Genomic DNA, 13,112 nt, shown 5'->3' with positions numbered 1-13,112 from the left:
CCCGAACTTTGCATGTCAAAATCATGCAGCCCCACTGGAACGCGGCAATTACGGGTAAGATGCGCGCCTTTGCTCCCCCAGATAAGCCGACCATGCCCGCGACTGCCCGCTTCCCTGCCCTGCCCTATTGCTTTGCCCTCATCCTCGGCCTGCTCGCCCTCGTCGGCTACTGGTATGGCCTCGGCCGGCCAGTGGTGCTGCCGGATGTGGCGAGCGCCAGCCACAAGCTGCAATGTGCATCCTATACGCCCTTCGACAAGGACCAGTCGCCGTTCGACCAGCCGTTCACGCTGCGCCCCGAGCGCATGGACGCCGACCTGGCCCTGCTGGCCACGCGTTTCGAATGCATTCGGACCTACTCCATGACCGGCCTGGAAGCCCTGCCGGACATGGCGCGCAAGCATGGCTTGAAGGTAATGGCCGGCGCCTGGGTCAGCAGCGACCCGGTGGCGACCCAAAAGGAAATCGGCGAGCTGATCACGGCCGCCAATGCCAACCCGGACGTGGTGACCTCGGTGATCGTCGGCAACGAAGCGCTGCTGCGCAAGGAAGTCACCGCCAAACAACTGGTGACGCTGATCCAGACGGTCAAAAGCCAGATCAAGCAGCCGGTCACCTACGCCGATGTGTGGGAGTTCTGGCTGCAGCACCCGGAAATTGCCCCGGCGGTGGACTTCCTGACCATTCACCTGCTGCCGTACTGGGAAGACGAACCGTCGGGCATCGACCAGGCGCTCAAGCACGTCGGCGATGTACGCCAGACGTTCGGCAACAGGTTCGCGCCCAAGGACATACTGATCGGCGAAACCGGCTGGCCCAGTGAAGGCCGCCAGCGCGAAACCGCCGTGCCGAGCCGGGTCAACGAAGCCAAGTTCATGCGTGGTTTCGTGGCGATGGCCGAAGCCAACGGCTGGCGCTACAACCTGATTGAAGCCTTTGACCAGCCCTGGAAACGCGCCAGTGAGGGCGCCGTGGGCGGTTACTGGGGCCTGTTCGATGCCGATCGCCAGGACAAGGGCACCCTCGCCGGGCCGGTGACCAATGTGCCGTATTGGCCGCTGTGGCTGGGCGTCGGCGGCATCATTGTGCTGGCGACGTTGGCGCTGGGTGGCCGCGTACGCAGTACACGCAACGCCATTGCGCTGCCGCTGCTGGGTGTCGTCGCCGCGTGTTCCATCGGCACCTGGGCTGAACTCACCCGCGTCACCGCACGTTTTAATGATGAGTGGGTGTGGGCAGGCTTGCTGGTGGTGCTGAACCTGCTGGTACTGGCGCACGCTGCGCTGGCGCTCGGCGCGAGAGACGGCTGGCGTGAAAGGGCGTTCAACTGGCTGCAGCAACGTGCAGGCTGGCTGGTGGCGACCGCCGGGTTTGCCGGCGCGGTGATGATGCTGGCGCTGGTGTTCGACCCGCGTTATCGCAGCTTCCCGAGCGCGGCACTGCTGTTGCCGGCCCTGGTGTACCTGGTTCGCCCGGTGAGCGGGCCGCGTCGGGAGATTGCGTTGCTGGCCTTCATTATCGGTGCCGGTGTTGCGCCGCAGCTGTTTCGGGAAGGTCTGTTGAATCAGCAGGCGTGGGGTTGGGCGCTGGTGAGCGTGCTCATGGTTGCAGCTTTATGGCGTTGCCTGCGGGTGCGCAAGCCCTGACACCGCCATCGGGGGCAAGCCCCCTCCCACACTTGATTGGGTTCACATTTCTTTTTGTGAATACGGTCAAATGTGGGAGGGGGCTTGCCCCGATTGGCCCTATCAGGCGACGCGCGGCTTCCTGACCAACCGCAACCCGGCAATCACCACCGCAAACACCGCAAACGTTGTGTTGTAGAGCGCCAACGCCGGCAACCCGAACACCATCCCCAGCACCGCCAAGGCCCAACCCGCACGGCCCGGCACGAAAAACGCCAGCACCGACGTGATCAACGCCGCCCAACCCAGTACCTTGAAGTGAATCATCAGCCCCAGGTTCGAACGCACCTGGCATTCCCAGCGACCGGCCTCATCCGCACAAATGCCGACCCACTGACCATCCTCCATAAAGCCATAACGTGCGGCGTAACTGGCCGCCAACCATAATGGCAGGGCGATAAGCAGCAGGATCAACGGCAAGCGACGGGACATGGGGCACTCCGATAGGCAAAAACGGCGCTCAGCTTAATCCCACGGCGGCCGTTAGCAAGGTGTCTGCGCAGATATCTGTTCATCAATGCGTGGCAAAGTGTATCTTCTGGCAGCTATTACTCCGATTTCGACGTTTTTTTCCGACTTTTCGTGCCGAGGGCTGGCACTTCGGTGGCAACGCGGTGGTCATAGCCTGCGAATTTCATTCAGCACCTTTCCTCTTAGGGATCAAGTCATGCTCCGTTCCTTGCGCTGTGCTGCCTTGCTGGGCAGCCTTTTTTTGAGTGCGTCAGCACTGGCCGTCGATATCGACCAGGCCAGCTATGGCTACCCTTTGACCAATCCGTTCGAAGCGACCATCGCCACCACGCCGCCCGATCTTCGGCCAACCTTGCCGACCGACGACGAGATCAATCAGTCCGACTACACCTTGAACATGCGTCCCGAGCGCGAGTTCAGCCTGCCGGACAACTTCTGGGCGGTGAAGAAACTCACCTACCGCATCGCCAAGCAGGACCGCGCCGCGCCGCTGATCTTCCTGATCGCCGGCACCGGTGCGCGGTTTGACAGCAGCATCAACGAATACCTGAAGAAGCTGTATTACCAGGCCGGCTACCACGTGGTGCAGCTGTCGTCACCGACCAGCTTCGACTTCATCAGCGCCGCTTCGCGCTTCGCCACCCCGGGTATCACCCAGGAAGACGCCGAAGACATGTACCGTGTGATGCAGGCCGTGCGCGCGCAGAACGCCTCGCTGCCGGTGACCGACTTCTACCTCACCGGCTACAGCCTGGGCGCGCTGGATGCGGCGTTTGTCAGCAAGCTCGACGAAACCCGTCGCAGCTTCAACTTCAAGAAAGTGCTGCTGCTCAACCCGCCGGTCAACCTCTACACCTCGATCACCAACCTCGACAAGCTGGTACAGACCGAGGTCAAGGGCATCAACAACACCACCACCTTTTATGAACTGGTGTTGAGCAAGCTGACCCGCTACTTCCAGCAAAAGGGCTACATCGACCTCAATGACGCCCTGCTCTACGACTTCCAGCAATCCAAGCAGCACCTGACCAACGAACAGATGGCCATGCTGATCGGCACCTCGTTCCGCTTCTCCGCCGCCGACATCGCCTTCACCTCGGACCTGATCAACCGTCGCGGCCTGATCATCCCGCCCAAATACCCGATTACCGAAGGCACCAGCCTCACGCCGTTCCTCAAGCGTGCCCTGCAATGCGACTTCGACTGCTACCTCACCGAACAGGTGATCCCGATGTGGCGCGCCCGTTCCGACGGTGGCAGCCTGCTGCAACTGGTGGACCAGGTAAGCCTGTATGCACTCAAGGATTACCTGCACGCCAGCCCGAAGATCGCCGTGATGCACAATGCCGACGACGTGATCCTGGGCCCGGGCGACCTGGGTTTCCTGCGTAAAACCTTCGGCGATCGCTTGACCGTCTACCCGCTGGGCGGCCACTGCGGCAACCTCAATTACCGCGTCAACGCCGACGCCATGCTGGAGTTCTTCCGTGGCTAAATATCTTCTGCTGCTTGCCGCACTGATGTGCGCAGGCGTGGCCAATGCCGACAACAGCAAGGCCCATGAACCGGTCAAGGTCGATGCCGACGGTTTCAAGGAACCGTTGACCAAACTCAAATTCAACGCAGGCCTGGACCAGCGTGAATTCGAGCGCTCATCGCTGACCGCGCTCAACGTCTACGACCCGTTGGAGTCGTGGAACCGCCGCGTGTACCACTTCAACTATCGCTTCGACCAATGGGTGTTCCTGCCGGTAGTGGACGGTTACCGCTACGTCACACCGAGCTTCCTGCGCACCGGCGTCAGCAACTTCTTCAACAACCTGGGCGACGTGCCCAACCTGTTGAACAGCCTGCTGCAACTCAAGGGCCATCGTTCCCTGGAGACCACCGGCCGCTTGCTGGTCAACACCACCATCGGCATCGCCGGCCTGTGGGACCCGGCCACCGCCATGGGCCTGCCGCGCCAGAGCGAAGACTTCGGCCAGACCCTGGGTTTCTACGGCGTGCCGGGCGGCGCCTACCTGGTGCTGCCGATCTTTGGTCCGTCGAACGTACGCGACACCGGCGGCTTGCTGGTGGACTACACCGCCGAGTCGCAGATCAATTTCCTCAACGTGTCCGAAGTCAGCTCCAACCACCCGGAAGTGTGGGCCCTGCGCGCGGTGGACAAGCGCTACCAGACCAGCTTCCGTTACGGCCAGATGAACTCGCCGTTCGAGTATGAAAAGGTGCGCTATATCTACACCGAATCGCGCAAGTTGCAGATCGCCGAGTAAATAAAAGGCGAAAAAAAGGCCATTCAATCGAATGGCCTTTTTTATACGCGCGGGTTTATGCCCTGAGCGCTTTCCAGCCCTTGCCGGCCACGCTGACCACGGCCAGCACAACAGCGCCGGCAATTATCCCCGCCACCGCGTTCAGCAGCGTCGGCATCAACCATGCCAGCCCACCGACACTCTGGCTGACGCTTTCAATCCAGTGATGCACCGCCGGCACGCCGTGGGTCAGAATCCCGCCGCCGACCAGGAACATCGCCGCCGTGCCGATCACCGACAGACTCTTCATCATGTACGGCGCCGCGCGCAAAATCACACCGCCGATGCTGCGCGCCACCTGGCCGGGTTTCTGCACCAGCCACAGGCCCAGGTCATCCAGCTTGACGATGCCCGCCACCAGGCCATAGACGCCGATGGTCATCACAATCGCGATACCCGACAGCACAACCACCTGTTGCATCAAGGGTGCATCCGCCACGGTGCCCAGGGTGATCGCAATGATCTCGGCCGAGAGGATGAAATCAGTACGGACCGCGCCTTTGATCTTGTCCTTTTCGAAGGCCACCAGGTCTGTCGCCGGGTCGGCCACCGCTTCGGCCAACTGCGCATGTTCAGCCTGATCGTCAGCCTTGCTGTGCAGAAACCTGTGGGCGAGTTTTTCGAAACCTTCGAAACACAGGTAGGCGCCGCCCAGCATCAGCAACGGCGTGACCGCCCACGGCGCAAACGCGCTGATCAGCAAGGCCGCCGGCACCAGGATCAGCTTGTTGAGAAACGAGCCCTTGGCCACCGCCCACACCACCGGGATCTCCCGCTCGGCGCGCACACCGGAAACCTGCTGGGCGTTGAGGGCCAAGTCATCGCCGAGCACGCCAGCGGTCTTCTTGGCGGCTACCTTGGTCATCAGCGCGACGTCATCCAGGACGGCCGCGATGTCGTCGATCAATACCAATAAGCTGCTTCCTGCCATGTGCCATTCCTCGAAAAGTTTCGCCGAGGATAGGAGGCTGGCGCCGTTATGGATAGTGGTACGGCGTCAGCGCGCTGCGATCAATGTTTCGGTCCAGCCGTTGCAACGCACTGGCCAAGGGGCACAGCACCCCCACTGAGGGGTGAACGCAGCCCTCAGCCCCAGCCATATCGGCGTGCAGCGGCGGCTGGGCCGCGGTCAGCGGCGTCAACTGGCGAATCTGGTCCAGGGACTGCGCCTCGAACGCCACGCGCAGGAAGTAGCGGCCGGTCGCGACCTGCTTGTAGCGCTCCAATTGCAGGCTGCCCACTGGCGGGATATTGCCCTCCAGGTAATCGCCCAGGGTCCAGCGAAAACCCAGCAGCGTGCGCAGGTAGGAAATGTTGGTGTCATGCGCTACCAGCAAGGTGAAGCGCGCGTCAGGCGGCATGCCCAGCGGGTCGTCAATGGCCTGGGGCGTGCCTTGTTTGAGCGCCAGGGAAATCTGGTTCATCAGCTGCGAACCGCCACGGCTGGCGATGTAGAGGTTGTCGTTGATGAAGTCGTACTTGGCCTTGGTCAGCGTGGTCAGTTGGGACACCTGCTGCGCACTGCGCCCGGCGCCAAAAGCAACCTGGTCCAGCGGCAAGCCTTCGCTGTACTCCAGGCGGAAGGTCTCGCCGAGGTTGGCCTGGGTGTTCAAGCCCTTGATCGCCAGGCGACCGTCTTCGTCCTGGATCAATTGCCAGGGCTCGTCGGCGTAGGCGCACGGGTTGGAGGCGGCGCAGATGACCTTGCGCAACTGCTGTTCTGCATCGTGGTAGCGGGCTTGAGCGCCGGCCACGCTGCCGCCCATGCGCGCCAGTACGCTGTCTTCGGCGCGCTGAAGGTCCAGACGGGCGAAGGGCATTTTGTCGGCCTGGAACAGCGCATCCTGGTCGCCGTGCACCACGCTCGGTTGCAACCCACAGCCAGGGAACAGGCCATCGAGCAGCGCCGAAGCCGTGGCCCGGGTACGTTGCAGAGGGCTGGCGCGCACATACACTTGGCCAGGCGCCGGGCAGCCGTTGGACAGCAGCCCGGCGGCGCGTAGCACTTGGCCGCGGTAACGGCCCATCTCCACCGCTGCGGCATAACCGTGGCCGGTGAGGTTTCCATCCGCCACCGACCAGTTGGGCAGCGCGCGCCCGGTAACCTTGGCCAGTTTCGCACCGTCGGTGGGTGGACGCACGCCGTGGCGGCTGACCTGCACCACCTTGTCCAGCACAAAGCCGTCGACGGGTTCGGCCTGGGCCTGCAGCGAAACCAGGCTGGCCAGCAGCAACGGGGTAAAGCGTAAGAAACAAGCAAACATAACGGTGTCCTGTGTCGGGTCTACGCCGGGCCATTCCCGCCCGCGAGCGGGAACGGCCGCGCCGGGTCAAGGGTAGCGGTAAGCCGTCAGCGCCGTGCGGTCGATGGCACGGCCGGTGCGCTCGACGAACTGCGCCATGGGGCACAGCGTGCCAACGGGGGTGTGCTGGCAGCCAGGTTGATCGAAGTCGACCTGCAACGGCGGATGCTCAGTATCCAGACGTTGCAAGGCGCGTATCTGGTCCATGCCCTGGGTGATAAACCGCGTGCGGATAAAGCGCTCGCCGGTCTCGGTGTCACGGTAGCGCTCGAACGCCAGGGTGCCGGTGGGCGGGATATTACCCGGCTGGTATTCACCCAACTGCCAGGTAAACCCGAGCATGGTGCGCAAGTGCGAGATATTGGTGTCATGGGCCACCAGCATCAACAGGCGCGCCGGCGGCGGGTTTCCCAACGGATCGTTTTTCTCCCAGGGCGTGCCCTGCTCCAGGGCCAGCACGATCTGGTTCATCAACTGCGAGCCGCCACGGCTGGCGATGTGCGGCGTGTCATTGACGAAATCGTATTTGGCCCGGTGCAGGCGCCCCAGGGCCGAGACCTGTGCGGCGTCCCGCGCATGGCCGAAGGCGACATCGGCCAGGGGCATGCCCTCGCTGTATTGCAGGCGAATGGTTTCGGCCATCGACGACGCCTTGTCCAGGCCCTTGATCTTGAACCGCCCACCATCGCCCTCCTTCAAGACCCACGGCGTGTCGAAGAACGGACAGGCCTTGCCGGCTTCGCACACCGCGTTTTTCAGGCGCTCCAGGTCCGGGCGCAGACGCTCCTGGGCGGCGTGCAGGTCGCCGCCCAGGGCTTGCAGGATCTGCGCCTTGGCGACGGCCGGGTCGACCTTGGCAAACGGCATTTCATCGGTCTGGAACAGCGGGTCCGGCTTGCTGCGGGCCAAGGCCTTTTCACCGCAGCCGGGAAACATGCCGTCGAGCAGCGCGGCGGCGGTGGAGCGCGTGCGCTGCTTGGGGCTGGCCACAACGACCAGGCTGCCCGGCGGCGCACAGCCGCTGGCCAGCAGGCCGGCATTGCGGTAATACGCGGCCTGCCAGGCGCCCATGTAACTGGCCGCCAGGTAGCCGTGGCCGGTCAGCTCGCCGTCCTGCACCAACCATGGCGTCCAGGCGCGACCGGTGGCCTTGACCAGCTTGTCGCTATCGGTGGGCGAGCGCACGCCATGGCGGCTGACCTGCACGGCTTTTTCCAGCACGTAATGGTTGGTTTCGCCAGCCTGCAGGCCGGTGCATAGCGTCAACATGGCCAACGCCAGGCCCGTACGATTGAGTAGGGTCATGCTCGGGTTCCTTTCATCAGAATTCGTAGGAGAAGCCCACGCGATAGCGGGCCTGGCGCTGGTCAGTGTCTTTGTCGACATACACGTCGGCCACTTCCAGGTAGGGCGTCAGGCGTTTGGTCAGTTTGTATTCCAACAACAGCTTGTTGCTGTAGTTCTTGCGCGTGCCGTCGAAGACAATCTGGTTGCTGTAAATCTGCTTGCGCCCGACCCCAACCGATAACAGGCCGAACTTGTACTTGGCGCCCAGCTCGACCGCGTCGTCGTGCTTGTCGGCCTTGCCGGTTTCGTCATACCGCGTGAGCTTGTGGTAATAGCCCGGCGTAATGGAGAACTTCTCGGTGAGGGCATAGGACACTTTCAGCGACGGCTTATAGGACTTCTTATCCTTGCCGTCGGCGTAGGTGAACTTGGGCTTGAGTTTCCACTGGGCGCCCAGCTTGTGGCTGTACTTGACCTTGGCTTTGAGTTCGTCCTTGGTCAGGCGGGAAAACGCCTTGCCGGGTCCGCCATCGCTGTCAGGCGCAGTGGCCATCACGGCTTCGAAGGAAAAGGCCAGGCCATTGTCCAGGGCTTGGGTCAGCATCACTTTGTCTTTATGCTCACGCTCCACTTCGGAGTACTGGTGCTGGTAATCCAGCTCCAGCGCCTGGGTGGTGGTGGAGGCAATCACCAGGCCGATAAACGAGTATCGCCTCAATACTTTCCCACAATGTCCAGCGCTCAACTTCCTCATATTTTCACCTGTTATTTTTATTGTGGATGACGACAACTTTGCTGTTTTACGCGCGCAGCGGTACCGCTTCCGATGACTCGGAACTGTTGAAACCAAAGGGTGATCAGTTCGTTAACGGCGTATCGACCAGAGGCCGTTGTTTTCGCTTACGGCGGTGAACCTGCCCGGAAAACAACGCGGTCATCAGCACTGAAATCAATGAGGCGCCCAGCCAGAACAGCGACAGGGTATGAAAGTCGTACAGCTTGCTGCCGTCTTGGGCCAGGGTCGTGCCGTGCTCGATCAGCACTCCGGTGAGAATCTCGCCCGCCGCCGCCCCGGCGTAGCTGGCAATGCCGATCATGCCCAGCGCCGCACCGGCTGCACTTTTAGCGGCAATGTCCACGGCCATCAGGCCGCCGAGGAAACACAGCAGCGCACCCATGGACAGGCCGAACAGCATCATCGCCGCCGCGTCCAGCCAGTAGTGGCCACCGGGCAAAAACAGGAACATCCCCAACGACGCGCTGTTCGTCAAACCAAACAGGATCGCCAGGCCATGGCGCCGGCCGCTGAAGAAGCGGTCGGAGATCAGCCCGCTCAGGCCCGTGCCGACGATGCCGAACACACCGGTGATGGAGATCAGCGCCGAGGCCGACAGCGTGTTGTAGCCCTTGGCGTTTTCCAGGAAGAACACCCCCCAGGAAATCACCGCATACCGGCCGATGTACATCAGGCATGAAGCCAGGGCCAGCAGCCACAGCGCCGGGTTTTTCAAGAGTGCCAGTTGCGCGCCCCACTTGCCGACGGTCTTGAGCAGCACTTCCTCGCGGCCGCCGTCCACTTCAGGAAAGCCCGCGCTCTGCGGCGAGTCAGCCATGAACAGGTAGATCAGCAACATGCCAAGCACGCCCATGGCGGTCGCCAGGAAGTAGCCGTATTGCCAGCCCCAGGTCACGATCACGGCCGCGACGGCGATGTAGGTCAGCGCCTCGCCCAGACTGTGGGCAATCGACCAGAAGCCATAGAAGGTGCCGCGTTCCTTGTCGGCATACCAGCGCGACAACGACACCACGCACGGCCCCACGCCCATGGACTGGGCCCAACCGTTCAGGCCCCAGGCCAGGGTGAGAATGACCGCGTTGGTGGTCAGGCCCATGCAGGCGTTGACCACCGCACTGATCAACAACCCGAGCATCATGAAACGTCGCACATTGGCATGGTCAGCCAGAAAACCATTGACCAGCTTGCCCACCGCATAGGTAAAGAACAACGCCGAACCGATCATGCCCAGTTGCGTGGGGCTCAGCAGGTTCTGGCCCACCAGCGCTGGCTTGGCCACATTGAAAGACAACCGGCATACGTAGAACAGCGCGTAGCTCAAGGACATGGATAAAAAGGTCAGCCAGCGCACCCGGCGAAAACGTCGCCCATCGGGGTCGGCCACCAGGGGCCGCGCGGGCGCGGCGTGGAACAAGGACAGCAGGGATTTCATGGCGGACAGTCTCCTATTGTTATTATTCGCTGTACGTTGAAACACGGGATCGTGAAACGGGCTCAGGCCTCCAGTGACGGGCCGATCAATTCGGCCAGTTGCGGGTACACCTGGGGGCTGGCCACCAGCAACGGATTGCCGCCGAGCAAGCCATCGCCGCGCAGGAAATCACTGCAACGGCCGCCGGCTTCACTGACCAGCACCAGGCCTGCCGCACAATCCCAGCTATTGATATGGGTTTCGTAGTAGCCCACCAGGCGCCCGGCCGCGACGTAGGCGATCATCAACGCGCCGGAGCCGTTACGGATAAACATGCCGCCGCCCTCCAGCAAGCCACTCAGGAACGGGATGAAATGCTCCTTGCCGCGCCGATGGGAGGTGCCGACACCGGTCACGCCGTAGCGAATATCCGCAGCCGGGCTGACCCGGATTGGCGTGTCGTTCACAAAGGCGCCCAGGCCGCGGCAAGCGTGGAACAGCTCGTTGTGATTGGCGTCGGCCACGGCACCGAGCCAGGGTTGGCCGTCCACCAGCAAACCGATGGACACACACCAGGTGTGCAAGCCATTGACGAAGCAACTGGTGCCGTCGATGGGGTCCACGACCCACACACACCGCGCCTGCAAGCCGGCGGCACCGCCCTCCTCCCCTACAAAACCATCCTCGGGAAACTGCTCGGCCAGGCGTGCCTTGATAAACGCCTCCAGCTCGCGGTCGGCGATGCTGACCACGTCCTGGGGCACCGAATCCTTGTGCTCGACGTTCAGTTGCTCGCGCTGCTGGTAATACGTCATGCCACGCTGCGCGGCTTCCATCGCGACCTGACGCACCAATGCGTAACGCGCTGCCAGGTGATCCAGGTCCGGTAACGTCTGTGCTTGAGTCATAAAGCCTGCCTTCAACGCAGATTGCACACGTGTGCAATCAACTGGGAAAAAAAAAGTGAAGGCCTGCCCTTTTGCAGAAGTCAGCCACTCACCACTGCCACCCATACAACACGAAATAAATTTTCACTTCAATACAATATTGAAATTTTATTTCTGAAACTTCGTGGTGCCACGCTCGATCAAGGTGACCGGCACCGGCTCGAACTCTTTGATGCGCGTGAAATTCTCGCCCCGTGAAACAATGGCGCTGACCGCGCGTTGCGCCAGTTGCACGCTGTCCTGACGCACGGTGGTCAGGTCATAGGCCAGTTGCGCGGCCTGGGCAATATCGTCGAAGCCAATCACCTGCACCTGTTGCGGTACCTGGCGGTGCAACGTATAGCGCAGTGCATCCATGGCCCCGAGCGCCAGCATATCGGTGGCGCAGAAAATCCCATCCGGCCCATCCCCCTGACTGAAGAGTGCCAACAAGGCTTGCAGGCCGCCCTGATAACCGGGGGTTTCATTGAACACCGTCTGCACCTCGACGCCGGCCTCGGCCAGGCACTCGGAGAACCCCAGCCAACGTTCGCGGCTGCTGAAGTTGTGCTCGCCCTGACCGATGAACGCCAGGCGCCGCGCCCCGCCCCTGAGCAAGGCTTCGGCGGCCATGCGCCCGCCGGCGCGGTTATCGCTGCCCACCACTTCGGCCCCCGGCAATTCATGGCCGCGATTGATCATCGCCACCGGGATCTGTCGGTCCAGGTAATGCTGGACCACCGACAATGGCGGCGAAGCCGAGGTCAGGATCACCCCGGCAATCTGGTAGCTGAGCAGCGCATGCAACGACTGTTCAAGCTGCGCCGGGTCGTCGGCATTCATCAGCAACGGCATCAAGCCCCGACGGCTGAGGCTATGGGCGATGGGGCTCAAGAGGCTGGCACGAAAGGCACTGTCGAAACCGGCGGTGACCACGCCGACGAAGTTGCTGCTGCCTTTGTTCATGGTGCGGGCAATCATGTTGACCTGATAGCCCAGAGCCTTGGCCGAAGCCAGCACCTTCTCCCGCGTCGCCGGGGCCACACTGGCGCCAGCGGTAAATGTGCGCGACACCGCCGAACGCGAAACGCCGGCATGCCGGGCCACATCCAGGGACGTAATCACGTTTTTTTCAGAGGAGTCCATCGGCCAGTGCCCACTGCGAAAGATCCGCTACGGTAATGGCAAACGCCGCCCAGGGAAAGCGTGGCAATGCGCGTTGTTGAGGCCCGCGGATAGCCGGTGCTACCATGCGCAACCGCCTGTCATGGCAAGGAAGTTCCTGGTTTATGAGCACCATTCGCGAGCGCAACAAAGAAAAAATCCTGCGGGCGGCGAGCGAGGAGTTTGCCGACAAGGGCTTCGCCGCGACCAAAACCAGCGACATCGCCGCCAAGGCGGGGCTGCCCAAGCCCAACGTCTATTACTATTTCAAGTCCAAGGACAACCTCTACCGCGAGGTGCTCGAAAGCATCATCGAGCCGATCCTCGCCGCTTCCACGCCGTTCAACCCCGAAGGCGAACCCAAGGAAGTGTTGAGCAATTACATTCGTTCGAAAATCCGCATCTCCCGCGACCTACCGTTTGCCTCCAAAGTGTTCGCCAGCGAAATCATGCACGGCGCCCCGCACCTGAGCGCCGAACAGGTCGAACAGCTCAATGCCCAGGCCAAGCACAATATCGACTGCATTCAGAGCTGGGTGGACCGTGGCCTGATTGCGGCGATCGAGCCTAATCACTTGATGTTCAGCATCTGGGCTGCGACCCAGACCTATGCCGATTTTGACTGGCAGATTTCAGCGGTGACAGGCAAAGCCAAGCTGGATGAAGCGGACTATGAGGCGGCGGCGCGGACGATTATCCGGTTGGTGCTCAAGGGGTGTGAGCCGGATTGATGTACCGAGGCGCCTGGCCTAAT

Annotated in this window: 12 protein-coding genes; 4 read left to right on the top strand and 8 right to left on the bottom strand. The window is 62.0% G+C overall.

The features are described from left to right. The first annotated feature begins 92 nt into the window (after window positions 1–92). A complete protein-coding gene (locus C4J94_RS08980) occupies window positions 93–1,646 on the top strand; it encodes a glycosyl hydrolase family 17 protein (RefSeq protein WP_124385831.1) in 1,554 nt (517 codons plus the stop codon). Between the two features lie 102 nt (window positions 1,647–1,748). On the opposite strand, the gene C4J94_RS08975 is transcribed toward C4J94_RS08980, so the two are convergent. Then, window positions 1,749–2,117, bottom strand: coding sequence for a hypothetical protein (locus C4J94_RS08975; RefSeq protein WP_124385830.1), 369 nt, complete (start codon window positions 2,115–2,117; stop codon window positions 1,749–1,751). Window positions 2,118–2,352: 235 nt separating this feature from the next. Between C4J94_RS08975 and C4J94_RS08970 the strand changes: the two genes are divergently transcribed. Both C4J94_RS08970 and C4J94_RS08965 read left to right on the top strand, forming a co-directional pair. Continuing rightward, window positions 2,353–3,651, top strand: coding sequence for a serine/threonine protein kinase (locus C4J94_RS08970; protein ID WP_057722697.1), 1,299 nt, complete (start codon window positions 2,353–2,355; stop codon window positions 3,649–3,651). After that, window positions 3,644–4,432, top strand: coding sequence for a VacJ family lipoprotein (locus C4J94_RS08965; protein ID WP_124385829.1), 789 nt, complete (start codon window positions 3,644–3,646; stop codon window positions 4,430–4,432). The genes C4J94_RS08970 and C4J94_RS08965 overlap by 8 nt, the downstream gene beginning before the upstream one ends. 55 nt (window positions 4,433–4,487) lie before the next feature. On the opposite strand, the gene C4J94_RS08960 is transcribed toward C4J94_RS08965, so the two are convergent. The 7 genes from C4J94_RS08960 to C4J94_RS08930 form a co-directional block, all read right to left on the bottom strand. Next, entirely contained in the window at window positions 4,488–5,402 is a 915-nt protein-coding gene (locus C4J94_RS08960) for a DUF808 domain-containing protein (protein ID WP_124385828.1), read from the bottom strand. A gap of 46 nt (window positions 5,403–5,448) precedes the next feature. Next, window positions 5,449–6,735, bottom strand: coding sequence for a histidine-type phosphatase (locus C4J94_RS08955; RefSeq protein ID WP_124385827.1), 1,287 nt, complete (start codon window positions 6,733–6,735; stop codon window positions 5,449–5,451). Window positions 6,736–6,801: 66 nt separating this feature from the next. After that, window positions 6,802–8,079, bottom strand: coding sequence for a histidine-type phosphatase (locus C4J94_RS08950; RefSeq protein WP_124385826.1), 1,278 nt, complete (start codon window positions 8,077–8,079; stop codon window positions 6,802–6,804). 16 nt (window positions 8,080–8,095) lie between these two features. Further along, window positions 8,096–8,779, bottom strand: a complete 684-nt coding sequence (locus C4J94_RS08945) for an oligogalacturonate-specific porin KdgM family protein (protein ID WP_177413445.1) — start codon at window positions 8,777–8,779, stop codon at window positions 8,096–8,098. Between the two features lie 139 nt (window positions 8,780–8,918). Next, window positions 8,919–10,289 carry an MFS transporter gene (locus C4J94_RS08940; protein WP_124385824.1) on the bottom strand — a complete coding sequence of 457 codons (1,371 nt, stop codon included), beginning with the start codon at window positions 10,287–10,289 and terminating at the stop codon, window positions 8,919–8,921. 62 nt (window positions 10,290–10,351) lie between these two features. Beyond that, window positions 10,352–11,176: an inositol monophosphatase gene (locus tag C4J94_RS08935; RefSeq protein WP_124385823.1), complete on the bottom strand. Its 825-nt coding sequence runs from the start codon at window positions 11,174–11,176 to the stop codon at window positions 10,352–10,354. A gap of 147 nt (window positions 11,177–11,323) precedes the next feature. Then, a complete protein-coding gene (locus C4J94_RS08930) occupies window positions 11,324–12,340 on the bottom strand; it encodes a LacI family DNA-binding transcriptional regulator (protein ID WP_256657667.1) in 1,017 nt (338 codons plus the stop codon). 143 nt (window positions 12,341–12,483) lie between these two features. Between C4J94_RS08930 and C4J94_RS08925 the strand changes: the two genes are divergently transcribed. Then, entirely contained in the window at window positions 12,484–13,089 is a 606-nt protein-coding gene (locus C4J94_RS08925) for a TetR/AcrR family transcriptional regulator (protein WP_124385822.1), read from the top strand. Window positions 13,090–13,112: the final 23 nt, after the last annotated feature.

Source organism: Pseudomonas sp. R5-89-07 (assembly GCF_003851685.1).
In the GTDB taxonomy this organism is placed as follows: Bacteria; Pseudomonadota; Gammaproteobacteria; order Pseudomonadales; family Pseudomonadaceae; genus Aquipseudomonas.
This window is presented reverse-complemented; position numbering and strand designations above follow the sequence as displayed.